General features: G+C 62.3%; 13 protein-coding genes. All 13 read right to left on the bottom strand.

Going from position 1 to position 14,509, the window contains the following annotated elements; genetic code table 11:
- Positions 1 to 63: 63 nt before the first annotated feature.
- The 13 genes from dnaX to sbcB all read right to left on the bottom strand — a co-directional run bounded on the left by dnaX (position 64) and on the right by sbcB (position 14,479).
- Positions 64 to 2,241 carry a DNA polymerase III subunit gamma/tau gene (gene dnaX / locus CLI93_RS13970; RefSeq protein WP_095542717.1) on the bottom strand — a complete coding sequence of 726 codons (2,178 nt, stop codon included), beginning with the start codon at positions 2,239 to 2,241 and terminating at the stop codon, positions 64 to 66.
- A gap of 84 nt (positions 2,242 to 2,325) precedes the next feature.
- Positions 2,326 to 3,381, bottom strand: a complete 1,056-nt coding sequence (gene tolA, locus CLI93_RS13975; protein WP_238945848.1) for a cell envelope integrity protein TolA — start codon at positions 3,379 to 3,381, stop codon at positions 2,326 to 2,328.
- Between the two features lie 43 nt (positions 3,382 to 3,424).
- The gene (locus tag CLI93_RS13980; RefSeq protein ID WP_095540604.1) at positions 3,425 to 3,865 is read right to left on the bottom strand and encodes a biopolymer transporter ExbD; all 441 of its coding nucleotides are present in this window, start codon (positions 3,863 to 3,865) and stop codon (positions 3,425 to 3,427) included.
- A gap of 47 nt (positions 3,866 to 3,912) precedes the next feature.
- Positions 3,913 to 4,617, bottom strand: coding sequence for a protein TolQ (gene tolQ, locus CLI93_RS13985; protein ID WP_095542715.1), 705 nt, complete (start codon positions 4,615 to 4,617; stop codon positions 3,913 to 3,915).
- Positions 4,614 to 5,045, bottom strand: a complete 432-nt coding sequence (gene ybgC, locus CLI93_RS13990; RefSeq protein ID WP_238944898.1) for a tol-pal system-associated acyl-CoA thioesterase — start codon at positions 5,043 to 5,045, stop codon at positions 4,614 to 4,616. The genes tolQ and ybgC overlap by 4 nt, the downstream gene beginning before the upstream one ends.
- A 318-nt stretch (positions 5,046 to 5,363) precedes the next feature.
- On the bottom strand, positions 5,364 to 5,759 hold the full coding sequence (gene cyoD / locus CLI93_RS13995; protein WP_095542713.1) for a cytochrome o ubiquinol oxidase subunit IV: 396 nt from the start codon (positions 5,757 to 5,759) through the stop codon (positions 5,364 to 5,366).
- Positions 5,756 to 6,430: a cytochrome o ubiquinol oxidase subunit III gene (gene cyoC / locus CLI93_RS14000; protein WP_095540608.1), complete on the bottom strand. Its 675-nt coding sequence runs from the start codon at positions 6,428 to 6,430 to the stop codon at positions 5,756 to 5,758. Before cyoC ends, cyoD begins: the two co-directional genes overlap by 4 nt.
- Before the next feature lie 30 nt (positions 6,431 to 6,460).
- Positions 6,461 to 8,503: a cytochrome o ubiquinol oxidase subunit I gene (gene cyoB / locus CLI93_RS14005; RefSeq protein WP_095542712.1), complete on the bottom strand. Its 2,043-nt coding sequence runs from the start codon at positions 8,501 to 8,503 to the stop codon at positions 6,461 to 6,463.
- A 21-nt stretch (positions 8,504 to 8,524) separates the two neighbouring features.
- A complete protein-coding gene (locus CLI93_RS14010; RefSeq protein ID WP_172424293.1) occupies positions 8,525 to 9,802 on the bottom strand; it encodes a ubiquinol oxidase subunit II in 1,278 nt (425 codons plus the stop codon).
- Between the two features lie 349 nt (positions 9,803 to 10,151).
- Positions 10,152 to 11,225, bottom strand: a complete 1,074-nt coding sequence (locus CLI93_RS14015; protein WP_095542774.1) for a tyrosine recombinase XerC — start codon at positions 11,223 to 11,225, stop codon at positions 10,152 to 10,154.
- A gap of 31 nt (positions 11,226 to 11,256) precedes the next feature.
- Entirely contained in the window at positions 11,257 to 12,048 is a 792-nt protein-coding gene (locus tag CLI93_RS14020) for a DUF484 family protein (protein ID WP_095542710.1), read from the bottom strand.
- The gene (dapF, locus tag CLI93_RS14025; RefSeq protein WP_095542773.1) at positions 12,045 to 12,953 is read right to left on the bottom strand and encodes a diaminopimelate epimerase; all 909 of its coding nucleotides are present in this window, start codon (positions 12,951 to 12,953) and stop codon (positions 12,045 to 12,047) included. Before dapF ends, CLI93_RS14020 begins: the two co-directional genes overlap by 4 nt.
- A gap of 77 nt (positions 12,954 to 13,030) precedes the next feature.
- On the bottom strand, positions 13,031 to 14,479 hold the full coding sequence (gene sbcB, locus CLI93_RS14030) for an exodeoxyribonuclease I (protein ID WP_095542709.1): 1,449 nt from the start codon (positions 14,477 to 14,479) through the stop codon (positions 13,031 to 13,033).
- Positions 14,480 to 14,509: the final 30 nt, after the last annotated feature.

Genomic DNA, 14,509 nt, shown 5'->3' on the forward strand with positions numbered 1-14,509 from the left:
ATGGTCATGGGTTGAAATCTGTCTGGCCGTGCCCGGGCCGGTGGGCTGCGGGCCAAGGCCTGTTCACTGCAGCGGTGCGCCGTCCAGGGGCTGGATGCTGCCGGGCACGATCTCGGCGCCCAGCTGCGTCTTGAGCCATTGGACGGTGGCGTCGTTTTCGACGATGTGCTGCGCCTGCACCATCTTGCGCTGGCGCTCGGTCTCCTGCAGCTGCGCCGGGCTGTGTTCGGTGGGGCCGTGCTGCAGGGTCAGGGCGCCCAGCCCTTGTTCTTGCAGCAGCGCCTGTAGCTTGCCTTTCAGGCTGTCATTCATCAGTGTCTGATTGGCGATGCGCAGCACCACTGCTGTGGCATCGCATTGCAGCGGCTGCGATTGCATGGCCAGCTCGCGCACCACGGCCGCTAGCCGACCTTCCTGGTTCAAGCGCTCGACCAGCTCGCGCCAGCGCTGGGCCAGGGCGGCATCGCCAGCTGCGGCAGATGGCTCTGGCGATAGGCTCTGCGGCATGGGCTGCACGCCCTGCTCCGGCACAGCCGTGGCGCCGATGGTAGAAACAACCGGGGCGGGCGCCGCAGCAGGCTGCTTTGGCTCTACAGGCTCCGGCTCAATTGGTTGCGGCTTTGCGGGCGGTGACGCTGCCGGTGTGGATTGGGCCTGACGATGATCGCCAGCCACCGGGACGGCTGGCTCTGCACTGGCCTCTGCATAGCCCCTCGAAGGCCGGGCGGCCGGGGATTCGGCCTGCGGCGCAGCCACAGGCGCTGTGGCAGGAGCGGCGGTAATGGTTTGCTCGGCTTGTGGCTCAGTCTCTGGCGTGGTTTGTTCGGTTGGCGCCGCAGCAGGGGGCGGCGGCAATTCCTCCCACGGGGGCGGCTCGCTGGGCGCGGGGGCTGCGGCGCGGGCCGTATCCACCTTGGGGGCTGCGGCGCGGGCCGTATCCACCTTGGGGGCTGCGGCCTGGGCAGGCATGGCGGCGGCTCGCTGCACGGCATGAGCGGGGGTGATCGCTGGCGCAGGCGATGGCGCCAGATCTGGTGGGGCGGCCGCCGGCCCACCCGCCGCCAGGGCACTGGGGCTGGCGGCAGTGTTCATCGGGCTTGGGCCAAGCGCGCCCTGGCCCGGAGGCTGCTTGAAGGCCAGCAGGCGCAGCAAGACCATGACCAGGCCCGAGTATTCGTCGGGCGCCAGACCCAACTCCTCGCGCCCTTTCAGGCAGAAGGTGTAGAGCAGCTGGGTTTCATCGGCCGGCAGGGCTTGCGCCAATGCCAGCGTGCGGCGGGTGTCGGCATCGTCGTTGCCGTCCTCCAGGGCTGCGCTAGCCGCAGCGGCGGGCACGCTTTGGTACAGCGCCATTTGCTGCAGCACCAAGGCCATGTCCTCCAGCAGCGATGCCGCTGGGATGCTTTGCGCGCGCAAGGCATCCGCCAGGCTCACTACAGCTTGGCCGTCACCTGCGGCCAACGCCGCAATGGTGTCGTACACATAGCGACGATCAACCACGCCCAGCATTTGGCGCACCGTGTCTTCCTGCAGGGCGCCGTTGCCGTAGGCGATGGCTTGGTCCGTCAGCGACAGCGCATCGCGCATCGAGCCGTGCGCGGCACGCGCCAGCAGTTGCAGGCTTTCCTTGTCGTGCGCCACGCCCTCGCTGCCCAACACCCGCATCAGATGCTGGGCGATGGTCTGCGGCGCCATCGAGCGCAGGTTGAACTGCAGGCAGCGCGACAGCACCGTGACGGGCACCTTCTGCGGATCGGTGGTGGCGAGCACGAACTTGAGGTATTCGGGCGGCTCCTCCAGCGTCTTGAGCATGGCGTTGAAGGCCGTGTTCGAGAGCATGTGCACTTCGTCGATCATGAAGACCTTGAAGCGCCCCTGAACCGGCTTGTAGACGGCCTGCTCCATCAGGCTTTGCACCTCTTCAACGCCACGGTTGGAGGCTGCATCCAGCTCGGTGTAGTCGACGAAGCGCCCGGCATCGATGTCCCGGCAAGCCTGGCATACGCCGCAAGGCTGGGCCGTGATGCCGCCCTGCCCGTCAGCGCCCTGGCAGTTGAGCGACTTGGCCAGGATGCGCGACACCGTGGTTTTGCCCACGCCGCGCGTGCCGGTGAACAAATAGGCATGGTGCAGGCGCTGCTGCTGCAACGCGTTGGACAGCGCCTTGACGACGTGCTCCTGCCCAACCATTTCCTCGAAGTTGTGGGGGCGGTATTTACGGGCAAGCACCAAGTAAGACATAGCGGGCGATTCTAGGGCCTGTTGGGCTTCATTTTTAACCCGCACGCTGGCTGCCTACGGGTCTGCGCCATGAAGCCTCAACAATCAATCGTTGGGCGTAAACACCAACGTGACGGGCGAATGCACGCGGCCATTGTCCTTGGGCAGGGACTGCGCCTTGTCCAGCGCGCGCAGCACGGCCTGATCCCAGCCCGGGTTGCCACTGCTTTTGACGATGCGCTTGCCAGTGATGCGCCCGCTGGCATCCATGCGCACCTCGACCTCGGTTGCAGGGTTGCCGCTGATGGCCGCCGGGAAATTGATCAACGGCCGCACCTTGGCACGCACCTGCCCACCCCAACCAGCCGACGGCCCGGACGATTGCGCGGCCGTGCCCCGGCCGCCCGTGCCACCAGCGCCATCGAGCAGGCCTTGCATGCGGCGCAGCTCGGCCGCGCGGCGCGCTTCGGAGTCGGCCGCTTCCTTGGCCTTGCGCGCGGCCTCGTCGGCCTTTTTCTTCGCGGCGGCTTCCTGCTCCTGCTTTTTCTTGCGTTCGGCTTCTTCCTGGGCCTTCTTTTTCGCTGCCTCTTCCTGAGCCTTTTTCTTCGCGGCCTCTTGCTCTTCGAGCTTTTTCTTGCGCTCGGCTTCTTGCTGGGCTTTTTTCTTTGCCGCTTCTTCCTCTTGCTTTTTCTTCAGCGCAGCCTCTTGCTCGGCTTTCTTTCGCGCCGCTTCCTGCTCGAGTTTTTTCTTTCGCTCGGCTTCTTCCTGGGCCTTCTTCCTGGCCTGCTCTTCCTGCTGTTTTTTCAGGGCCGCCTCACGCTCACGCTGGCGCCGCTCTTCCTCGCGCTTCTTGCGCTCTTGTTCGAGCACGATCTGCGGATCGGGTGCAGGCGGGGGCGGGGCAGGCTCCGGTTCGGGCTCGGGCGGTGGAGGAGGTGGTGGTGGCGGGGCAGGTTCCGGTTCCGGTTCCGGCTCGGCCTGGGCTGCACTGGGCGCAGCCTCTTGCGGCAGGCTGGACCAAACCTCGGCCATGACGCTGTTGTCTGCTGGGCGCTTCCAGTTCGCGCCCAGGATCAGCGCCCCGATCAGCCCAGCATGGACCAGCGCAGCCCATGCCACGGCGCGCAAGCGCAGGGGCGGTTGCGGCGGCGTCAGAGGCACATGGTGCAAGGGTGGCGGGGTCAAGGGCATGGCTGGCAGACCATCACTGTTTATTGAACAGCAGCGCCACCCGACCGACCTGAGCATCCTTCAGGGCGTTGTAGGTGTTGACCAAATGTTCGTAGCTGGTTTTTTTGTCACCGGCGATCACCACGGCCATGTCCTGCTGAGCGCGGCCCTGTTGCAGCTGTTCGGCTTCCCACTGTTTGGCCAGGCTGCCCAGCTCATCCAGCGGCACGCCGCGCGGCTCGCCCTGTGCGGGACGCCATTCGATCTGACCCGCGCTGTCGACCACCACCTGGGCAATGGCTGCAGGCAGGTTTTCGGATTTGCCCACCGTGGGCGTATCGACCAGCCCAGGCGTGAACATGGGCGCTGTCACCATGAAGATGATCAGCAACACCAACATCACGTCGATGAAGGGCACCATGTTGATTTCATTGACGGTGCGGCGGTTGCGGCCGCGTCGTGTCACATTGGCCATGGGTGGGAGCTCTCCTTGGCGTAGGCCTGGCGCGCAGCGGGCCGGGCTCAATGCCCTGCGGCAGACGGTTGGGGCGTGGCGCTGAGGTTGCGCTGCAGGATATTGGTGAACTCGTCGCCAAAAGTTTCCATGCGCACGGCCATGCGGTCGATCTCACGACTGAAGCGGTTGTAGGCCACCACGGCCGGAATGGCGGCAAACAGTCCCATGGCCGTGGCCACCAGGGCCTCGGCAATGCCAGGGGCGACCGTGGCCAGTGAGATTTGCTCCATGTTGGCAAAGCCGGTGAAGGCGTGCATGATGCCCCAGACCGTGCCGAACAGCCCCACATAAGGGGCGATGGAGCCTACAGTGCCTAGGAATGACAAGCCGTTTTCGATCTGATCGAGCTCGCGATTGAAGCTGGCCATCATGGCCCGGCGCGCACCATCGAGCAGTGTTTCAGCCTGGTGGATATGGCGCTCGCGCAACTTGTGGTATTCGCGCATGCCATTGGCAAATATGCGCTCCAGCGGCCCAGCCGTGCGCGCGTTCTGCACCGCTGCGGTATACAGGTCGTTCAGGCTGGCACCAGACCAAAAGTCTTCCTCGAATTCGCCATTGAGCTTGCGAGCCTGCTTGAGCGCTGCACCTTTGCGGAAAATCATCGTCCAGCTGGCGATGGAGCTCAGCACCAGTATCAGCATGACCACCTGTACCACCCAACTGGCGTTGAGGATCAGGTGCGTAATGGACATGTCGTTTGCGTTCATTGGAACAAAGCCTGTACGTGATCGGGAATGCGGGCAGGCCGCATGGACTGGCCATTGACCCAGCCAATGCGCACCTGGGCTTCGCACAGGAGGCGGCGCTCCCCCTCCTGGATGCGCAACACTTGCTGAAGCATCGTCATTGACGCACGCCCCATGTGCTGCAGCGCCGCCGTCACCAGCAAAGCATCGTCCAGCCGGGCCGGCTGTAGATAGCGCAACGTCAGATCAGTGACGACGAATATTCCACCGAGCTGCTGCCGCGCTTGATTCTGCCCCAGGCCTTTGGCCCGCAGCCAGTCGGAACGGGCGCGCTCCATGAAACGCAGGTAATTGGCGTGATAGACGATACCGCCAGCATCTGTGTCTTCCCAGTACACACGCAGCGGCAACTCAAACCCCGGGGACAATTCATTCGATTGTTCAGTCACTTACAAAGCACCTTTGCAGCACATCATGAAATAGCGCTCGGACTGGCGATGCAGCGCAGATTGTATTGAATGCCCGCAGTTTCTGGACAAACAAAGCTGCGGACAAATGTAAAGGAAAGCCAGGCTTTGACGAGCTGGGCGGCGTTGCAAAGCCTCGGAAGCTGCCCGGTATTGCCGCAGCTTGAAACTCAGCCCCATACCGAGCCGATACACACACTTTTCCACTGTGAGTTGGGCTGCACAGGCCTCCCCCCAAGAAAAAACCCCGCCAGCCGAGCAGGCCTGCGGGGTTTTCATTCACTGAATCGACCAGTTGGTTCAGCGGCGAATGATATCGCGCGAGCTCTCCGGCACGTATTCAATCTGATGGTGCGGCATCATATGGCTGTGCAGCTTGTTGACGATCCAGATAGAGCCAACCAGACACACGGCCACGGTGAGCACCGTACCGACCAGCGTGATCAATGTCCAGCCGCCTTCAGTGCTGGGCTTGAGGTGCAGGAAGTACACCAAGTGCACGATCATCTGTACTAGGCCCAGACCCAAAATCCAGCCGACAGTGGCCGATTTGCTGTCGAGCACGTCGGCCATGACCAGCCAGAACGGAATCACAGTCAAGATGACCGACAGCACGAAGCCGATGAGGTATTCATTCAGCGTGCCATGGCCGGATTGGGCGTGATGGCCTGCGTGGGCGTTGGGGTGGCTGCTCATCCAAGAACTCCCATCAAGTAAACAAAGGAGAAAACACAGATCCAGATCAGATCCAGGAAGTGCCAGAACATCGACAAGCACATCAGGCGGCGATTATTGGCTTCAATCAGCCCGTGCTTGCGCAGCTGGAACACCAGGGTCAGCAACCAGATGATGCCGAAAGTCACGTGCAAACCGTGTGTGCCCACCAACGTGAAGAACGAAGACAGGAAGGCACTGCGGTAAGGCGTGGCACCGACGTGGATCAGGTGATGGAACTCATACAGCTCAATGGCCAGGAAGGCCAGGCCAAACGCCGCCGTCACCAACAACCAGTTGATCGTGCCCTTCACATTGCCCTTATAGGACTGCAGCATGGCAAAGCCGAAGGTGATCGACGAGAACAGCAGCATGAAGGTGTTAACCAGAATCAGCGGCAGCTCGAACAGATCGGCAGGCGAAGGGCCAGCAGCATAGTTGCGCCCCAGGATGGCATACATGGCGAACAGGATCGCGAAGATCAGGCAGTCCGTCATCAGGTACACCCAAAAGCCCAGGCCAGTGGTGTTGTTGGGCGAGTGGGCATAGCCGTGCGCGTGGCCATCACCGTGATGGGCGTGCGGATCCTCGGCTACGTAATAGATGCGCTCGCCATTGGGCCCGATGGGCGTGAATGCAGTTGTGCTTGTCATAGTGGTGTCAATTGCTCCATGCCATCGGGTTCAGTGGGCTGTTGCTGCAGCAGCAGCGGTAGCCAACTCACGCGTGCGCGCCTCTTCCGTCCTGGCGACCTGCTCGGCCGGGATGTAGTAGTCGCGGTCGTAATTGAAGGTGTGATAGATCGTGTATCCGATCAGTGCCGCGAACGACAGGATGGCCAGCCACCAGATGTACCAGATCAGCGCAAAGCCCAGCACCACCGACAGACCGGCAATGACCATGCCCGCACCTGTGCCCTTAGGCATGTGGATGGGGACGAAGCCTGCTTGAGGGCGCTTGTAGCCATGGGTCTTCATGTCCCACCAGGCATCCACGTCATGCACCACAGGGGTGAAGGCGAAGTTGTACTCAGGCGGGGGCGACGAAGTGGACCACTCCAGGCTGCGGCCATCGCCCCAGGCATCACCGGTCAGGTCGCGGGTTTTCTCGCGCTGCAGCCAGCCCACGGCAATCGAAAGCACGAAGGCCACGATACCCACCAGGATCAGCAGACCGCCGATCAAGGCCACGACGAAATAAGCATGCAGCGAGCCGTCTTCGAACTGGCTCAAGCGGCGGGTCACGCCCATCAGGCCCATGATGTACAGCGGCGTGAAAGCAACCCAGAAGCCGATCAGCCAGCACCAGAAGGACACGCGGCCCCAGAAGTCGTTCATCTTGAAGCCGAAGGCCTTGGGGAACCAGAAGGTCAGGCCGGCAAACAGCGCGAACACGACGCCACCGATGATGGTGTTGTGGAAGTGCGCCACCAGGAACAGGCTGTTGTGCAGGATGAAGTCGGCCGCGGGGATGGCCAGCATCACGCCAGTCATGCCGCCGATGACGAAGGTCAGCATGAAGCCGATGGTCCACAGCATGGGCACTTCAAAGCGCACGCGGCCTTTGTAGATGGTGAACAGCCAGTTGAAGATCTTCGCCCCGGTCGGGATCGAGATGATCATGGTCATGATGCCGAAGAAGGCGTTGACGCTGGCGCCCGAGCCCATGGTGAAGAAGTGGTGCAGCCACACCAGCATGGACAGCAGCAGGATGATCATGGTCGCATAGACCATGGAGGTGTAGCCGAACAGGCGCTTGCGCGTCAGCGCAGGCACGATCTCGGAGAAGATGCCAAACGCCGGCAGCACCAGCACATACACCTCGGGGTGGCCGAAGATCCACACCAGGTTGACCATCATCATCGGGTTGCCGCCCAACTGGGTGGTGAAGAAGGCCGTACCCAAGTAACGGTCAGCCGTCAGCAGCACGAAGGCGGCCGTCAGCACCGGATAGATCATCAGAATCAGGATGTTCGATGCCAGGCTGGTCCAGACGAACACCGGCAGGCGCATCCAGGTCATGCCAGGGGCGCGCATCTTGATGATGGTCACGACGATGTTGATCGAGCCCAGTGTGGTGCCGATGCCCGCAATGTTCAGGGACCACAGGTAGTAGTCCATCCCCGTGCCAGGACTGTAATCAATGCCCGACAGCGGCGGATAGACCAGCCAGCCAGTCTGCGCATACTCACCCACGAACAGCGAGATCATGGTCAGCACGGCGCCAGCCGTAGTCAGCCAGAAGCCCAGGTTGTTCAAGAAGGGGAAAGCCACGTCGCGCGCGCCAATTTGCAGCGGCACGAGGTAGTTGAAGAAACCGACCAAAATGGGCGTAGCCACGAAGAAGATCATGATCACGGCATGCACCGTGAAGATCTGGTCGTAGTGGTGGGCGTTCAGATAGCCTTCACTGGCCCCGGAGGAGGCCATGGCCTGATGGATACGCATCATCAGCGCATCGGCAAAACCGCGCAGCAGCATGACAATGCCCAGCACGATGTACATGATGCCGATCTTCTTGTGGTCGATCGAGGTGAACCACTCGTTCCACAGATAGCCCCAGACCTTGAACTTGGTGAGCAGCGCCAGGGCCACTACCCCCAACAGTACGACGGCCACAAAGGTCGCCATGATGATGGGCTCGTGCAGCATGGGGAAGGTGTGATGATCAAACGTGATCCGCCCCAGCAGCGGATGGACGTTCTCATTGAGAATTGCAGCAGACATGGGTTTTCTGGCTTTCTAAGTTCAGAGAATGGGCGCAATCATGGAGCCATCACGGCTGAGCTTCTGCCCTTGCACGCTGCCAGGCTGCTCCACTTGGGCTGTGGGCATGACTGGCTTGAGTGCAGGCAACTTGCGGGTGGCGCGCACGAAGTCGACGGCAGCGCTGTCGCTGGTGCAGACCAGGTCGCCAGGCATCATGCCGGAGAACTCAGCCAGATCCAGCTGGGCCTTGGTCGTACGACGCATGTCGTAACGCAGGCGCTTGAGGTTGTTCAGGCTGTCGATCCCTGCGCCGCCGGCCAGGTCGATGCCCATCATTTCGTCCATGCACATCGCGCCAGGCATCACGCACAGATTCAGGATGGCGTGATACATGCCTTGCTGCACCGAGCCATAGTGGCGAATGCCAAAGTACTGCACGTGGCCGCGCTCGTCCTTCTGGTTGTATTGATCCAGCGCCATGTACTCAGCCTGGTCCAGCACCTTGGTGGAGCTGCGCACTTTTTCGACCCATTGATCGAAACCTGCACTGCTCAGACTGTGGAAATAGAAGTACATCTGGCTGAAGCCATGGCCAGTGTAGTTGGCAGAAAAGCCCTTGAACTTCCCCTCGCGGTTCATGACCGCGTTGAGCTGAGTCTGCATCGCAGGCATGGCATAGACCTGCCCCGACAGGGCAGGGATGAAGAACGAATTCATCATCGATGCCGAGGTGATCTTGAAGCGAATGGGGCGGTTGACCGGCGCTGCCAACTCATTGACCGTAGCGATGCCCTGTTCTGGATAGATGAAGAGCCACTTCCAGTCCAGAGCAGCCACTTCAATCTCCAGCGGCGTGGTCTCAACCACAGCCTCGTCGCTGCGCTTGGGGTCGATGAAGCGGGTTGCCAGAGTCTTGACCGCACCGAGGTTCTCCTCCATGCCGGCAATCTTGGTCTGGCTATCGATGCGCACCAGCGGGCGATAGGGATCGAGCAGATAGGTCGAACCCCAAGTCACCAACGCCAGCACGATGATGATGCAGATGGGCGCCCCCCAGATCACCACCTCCAGCTTATTGGAGTGGTAGAAGCCCGAATCATAGGTGCCAGACTGGTTGCTTTGACGGTACTTCCAGCTGAAGAACAGGATCAGGAACATCACGGGCACGATCACCAGCAGCATCACGAGCACCGAGAAGATCATCAGATTGCTCTGCTGCTTGGCCACATAGCCAGACGGGTTGATCAACGTCCAGTCGCAGCCGGTCAGCAACAGCGGCACCAGCAACAGCGCCGCGAGGGGGGTCAACTTCTTCATACACACCTCAGGAATGGGGCTTTGGCACGACGGCATCCCGCGCCCAGCCGGGTGCGGGATGCCGTCAGTTTGCCGTTCGATTTGTTCGGTGCCAGTGGCGTAGTCTGCATCCAGAAGAGAAAGCCACCTCTTTTTGCATGCTGCGCAATGGCGCCCAAACCGCTGCCAAAGTACTGAGCTTAATACCCTGACAGGCTCGTGGATTCTACTCTTTTTTACAAGAATGAAACCAATTCAACCGACTGCCTTTGCAATGTCTGAGACATGAAAATGCTTTTCAAAACATGTGCCTAGACCCCATCCGCAATCGCAGCGCCAACGGCGTTTTAAAGGGTGCGTGAAGATGCAGCTACTTCTGGGCCTTATCTATGCTCTGAGCCTGATCTCCAGCGGCATCCAAGCCCGCCTTCACATCCACGCCGCCCGCGCGCGCGCGCGGATGCGCCGCATCGTAGATTCGAGCCAGATGCTGAAAATCCAGTCGGGTATAGATCTGAGTGGTGCTGATGTTGGCATGGCCCAACAACTCTTGCACGGCCCGCAAATCGCCACTCGATTGCAATACGTGACTGGCAAATGAATGGCGCAGCATATGGGGGTGTACCGGCATGGCCATGCCTGCGGCCTGGCTGCGTTGACGCAGGCGTTGCCAGGCGCTTTGCGGGCTCATGCGCGCACCGCGCTGGCTGATGAACAAGGCGTTTTGCCCCGGCCATTGCCGCGCAGGATCGCGCACTTGCTGCCAGGCCAGCAATGCCCGCATGGCCGCTGCCCCAATGGGCACGCTGCGTCGCTTCTGACCTTTGCCGATGACGTGAGCCTCAGCTTCCTGCCAGTCGATCCAGCCACGCCCTTGTTGCTGCGCCTGAGCACTGGCGCACAGATCCAGCCCCAGCAGCTCTCCAATGCGCAGACCACTGCTGTAGAGCAGCTCGGTCATTGCGGCATCGCGCAGTTCCAGCCATTGCGCCGCGCCATTTGCATCGACCATCGGCTGCCGGAATGCAGCCAGCTGCACCGCCTCATCAGCCCCTAGCGCCTTGGGCAAGGGGCGGCGCGATTTGGGTGCGCGCACGTCCTGCACGGGATTGACCTCCAGCAGCCCCTGCAACACGGCCCAGCGGTAAAAGCTGCGCCAGCCACTGAGGATCAGCGCAATTCCGCGCGCGCTGCGCCCCTGGCTGTGCATGCGCGCCACCTGTTGGCGAATGTGGAAGGGTTGTAGGGTCAACACGTCCAGCCCTTGCGCTGCAGCGACCTGCTGCAGCTTGCGCAGATCTTCGGTATAGAGCGCCAAGGTGCGCTCGGCCAGGCGGCGCTCAAAGCGCACGTGCTCTAAATAGCGCAAGGCGCTGTGCGGCAAAGCCTCGGGCAGTGCATCTTCGCCCTGCGGTCGGCTGGGTACACGCTGGCGAGGTGGCATGAGCGCGCGCAACAGGCAAGCGGCAGCGGGTTTATTCCAGCGGCAGTTCAGCCTGCCCGCTTTGCTGGCGCGCCAGGCGCTCCTGGTGCTGGATCCAGCCGATGGTTTCATCGGGCAGCAAGCGCTGCATGGCCGCACTGGCCAGCTCGGCCAGCCGGGTGAGCAAATCCGTGCCCATGTCCTGGGTGAAGCGGTGGCTGTCGGGGGAGGTGAGCAGCAAATAACCGAAGGTGATTTGCTGCGCCTGCGCAGCGCCTGCACGCAGCGGCAGGATGGCAATGGATTGCACCTCGGCCAGGTCACTGCCTTCGCCTGCCAGACTTTGTAAGCCCTCAATGCTGCCGCGAGGCCCGCAGTAAGGCTTGGCCAGGCTGGCAATGTGCTGCTTGCTTTCGGGCACTACGCGCTGCACCTCAGGCAGATCGGCATAGGCCGGTGCCAGATCCCAGAGACGCAAGTACACCTGCGGCACTGCAAACAACTCCTTCAGCTGCTGGGCCAGCAGCGCAGGCAGCTTGGCGCCATCGCGCTCGCGCAGCATGGCGGCCGTCCAGGCATGGGCTTTTTCAATGATTTGCGCGTTCTCGCTGCCGTAGCCCATCATCTCGACGATGCTGGCCTCCAGGCCCTTGATTTTGTCGCGCAGCATGATCGTCTGACGCTCGTGCAGGCTGACGGTCTTGCCGCCATGCGGGCTGGCCAATTGCACGGTGCCCAATACTTCGGCAAAGCGCTCAAAGAATTCCGGATTGCTGATCAGGTAGCTTGCCACATCCTCTTCAGTGGCAAGCCCTGCGTGCTGCACGGGCGAGGTAGTCGTCATACGCTGTCTGGAATCTCAATAGTGCCTTCAAAAACGGTCTGCGCCGGGCCAGTCATCAACACCTCATCGGCCGCGCCGCCGCGCCATTCTATGGTCAGCATGCCGCCGGGCATGTGGACATCAACGCAAGTGTCGAGCAAGCCTTGGCGGATGCCGCTGACCACTGCCGCACATGCGCCCGTGCCACAGGCCAAGGTCTCGCCCACGCCGCGCTCGTACACGCGCAAGTCAATCTCACGGCGACTGCGCACCTGCATGAAGCCAGCGTTGACGCGCTGGGCAAAGCGCGGGTGCTGCTCAATCCAGGCCCCCTGCATTGCGACCGGCGCATCCTGCACCGAGGCCACGCGCTGCACGGCATGCGGATTGCCCATGGATACGACACTGAGCCAAGCGCCCAAGCCGTCATCGCCGCGCTGCGCGTCAACCGCCTGCGGCTCATGCGGCAGCCACCAGAGGGTGTCCTGATGCTGGGCCCGACTGCGCAGGCCCAGGGCATCGAAGGGGATCTGCCCTGGCTGCCAGCGCGGGCAGCCCATGCGCACGGTCACGCGGCCGTCTTCCTGCAACTGCGGGGCGATGACGCCCGCGCGGGTCAGCACGCGAATGTGCTTTTTGGGCGTCAGCCCTTTGTCGAACACGTAGCGGGCAAAGCAACGCGCACCATTGCCGCACTGCTCCACCTCGCCGCCATCGGCGTTGTGGATGATGTATTCGAAGTCGACCTGGCCGGCCTGGGCTGACGGGGCAGGCCGCACCGTCAGAATCTGATCGGCCCCAACGCCAAAGCGTCGATCGGCCAGCCAGCGGTACTGCGCCGCGTTCAGGCCCAGCGACCGCTGCGTTTCATCGAGCACGACAAAGTCGTTGCCCGCACCCTGCATTTTGGTAAAGCTCAGTTTCATGGTGTCGTCGTGTGCTTGCGGCAGCGCCTGTACAAGCCAAGTCTGCACAAATCAAATGATTCAAATGATTGATCCATTCACGCCTCGGGCACGATGGCATCGGCCCATTCATACAGCGCCCCCAGGATGTCCTGCTGCTCATCCGTCGCCGTGTCTGACAAAGCATCGATTTGCTCCATCAACTGCTCGGCCGTGCGGGCGCCGCCTGCGCCGTCGATCAAAACCGCCTTGCGGTGCAGCTCCCAGCGTCGGCGCTGGGCCTCGTCCAAGGTATCGGGGTAGTTGCGGGCACGGTAGAAAAATACCAGCTCATCCAGGCGCGCATCGTCAAAGCCCATGCCGCGCTCGCCAGCGGGCCATTGCGCCACCGGCTGCTGCAACAGCCGCCCCAGGCGCTGGCGATCGGCATCGCCCACGAAGCCACCGTACAAATCCTGCTCCGCAGGCAGCGGCTGCGCCGGCGCTGCGGGGCGCTGAAAGACCTCGGCCCACACCGCGCTCATGTCCGGCAGCGCGCGCGCCGCTTGCGCATGGCGCTCGATCTGCGCCCAATCCAGCCCCCAGCGCTGCTGCAGCGCCGGCGTCAGCACCTTGCAATTGCCCACCACCATGGGCGACTTGTTCAAGTGCACCGTCTTGATGGGCAGGCGCTGCACGCCCTCGGGCAAGTCGGCCTGGCGCGTAAACAGCCGCTGGCGGATGCTTCGGGCATCGAGCTCGGCCAGCTCGCTGGGGTCGTGCGCCAGGTTCCAGGCAATCAATTCATTGCGATTGTGCGGGTGACTGGCCAGTGGCCACATCACCGCCATGCAGCCCTGCTCTACGGGGAACATGCCCGAAACATGCACGAAGGGCCGCGCCTGCGCCGGCGCTGCGGGCAGGCCCAGCTCCTGGGCCACGGCCCGCTTGTCGCGCAAACGCAGCGCGAAGTCGAACAGGCGCTCATTGCATTGACGCAAGCGCCGCGCCAGTGCAATCGTGGCGCGCACGTCGGAGACGGCATCGTGCGCCGCTTCATGCGCCAGACCGTTGGCCGCGGTCAAGGCCTCCAGCCGGAAGCTGACCCGGCCATCATCGCCCAGCGGCCACTGCAGGCCATCGGGGCGCAGCGCATAGGCCATGCGCACCACATCCAACAAATCCCAGCGGCCATTGCCATCGCGCCACTCACGCGCATAGGGGTCGCGCAGATTGCGCCAGAGCAAAAAGCGCGTGAACTCATCGTCGAAGCGAATGGTGTTGTAGCCCACGCCGATGGTGCCCGGCTGGGAGAAGGCATCATGCACGCGCTGGGCAAACACCGCCTCGCTCACCCCCTGCTGCCAGGCGCGCTGCGGCGTAATGCCCGTGATCAGGCAGGCCTGGGCATCGGGCAGGTAATCCTGCGGCGGCTGGCAAAACCACTCCAGCGGCGCCTGCAGCTCATTGAGCTGTAAATCGGTACGGATGGCCGCAAACTGTGCCGGGCGATCGCGGCGTGGATCGGCGCCGAAAGTCTCGTAGTCGTGCCACAGAAATGTCTGCATGCATCCCCATTTCTTCGCTGAAAAACACTT

This window comes from Vandammella animalimorsus (assembly GCF_002288875.1).
GTDB classification, from domain to species: Bacteria; Pseudomonadota; Gammaproteobacteria; order Burkholderiales; family Burkholderiaceae_C; genus Lampropedia; species Lampropedia animalimorsus.

Excerpts from the sequence above, each read along its gene's own strand:
- sbcB (WP_095542709.1), bottom strand. The coding sequence starts at position 14,479 with ATGCAGACATTTCTGTGGCACGACTACGAGACTTTCGGCGCCGATCCA.
- CLI93_RS14010 (WP_172424293.1), bottom strand. The coding sequence starts at position 9,802 with ATGAAGAAGTTGACCCCCCTCGCGGCGCTGTTGCTGGTGCCGCTGTTG.
- cyoB (WP_095542712.1), bottom strand. The coding sequence starts at position 8,503 with ATGTCTGCTGCAATTCTCAATGAGAACGTCCATCCGCTGCTGGGGCGG.
- cyoC (WP_095540608.1), bottom strand. The coding sequence starts at position 6,430 with ATGACAAGCACAACTGCATTCACGCCCATCGGGCCCAATGGCGAGCGC.
- CLI93_RS13980 (WP_095540604.1), bottom strand. The coding sequence starts at position 3,865 with ATGGCCAATGTGACACGACGCGGCCGCAACCGCCGCACCGTCAATGAA.
- dnaX (WP_095542717.1), bottom strand. The coding sequence starts at position 2,241 with ATGTCTTACTTGGTGCTTGCCCGTAAATACCGCCCCCACAACTTCGAG.
- dapF (WP_095542773.1), bottom strand. The coding sequence starts at position 12,953 with ATGAAACTGAGCTTTACCAAAATGCAGGGTGCGGGCAACGACTTTGTC.
- tolQ (WP_095542715.1), bottom strand. The coding sequence starts at position 4,617 with ATGAACGCAAACGACATGTCCATTACGCACCTGATCCTCAACGCCAGT.
- CLI93_RS14020 (WP_095542710.1), bottom strand. The coding sequence starts at position 12,048 with ATGACGACTACCTCGCCCGTGCAGCACGCAGGGCTTGCCACTGAAGAG.
- CLI93_RS14015 (WP_095542774.1), bottom strand. The coding sequence starts at position 11,225 with ATGCCACCTCGCCAGCGTGTACCCAGCCGACCGCAGGGCGAAGATGCA.
- cyoD (WP_095542713.1), bottom strand. The coding sequence starts at position 5,759 with ATGAGCAGCCACCCCAACGCCCACGCAGGCCATCACGCCCAATCCGGC.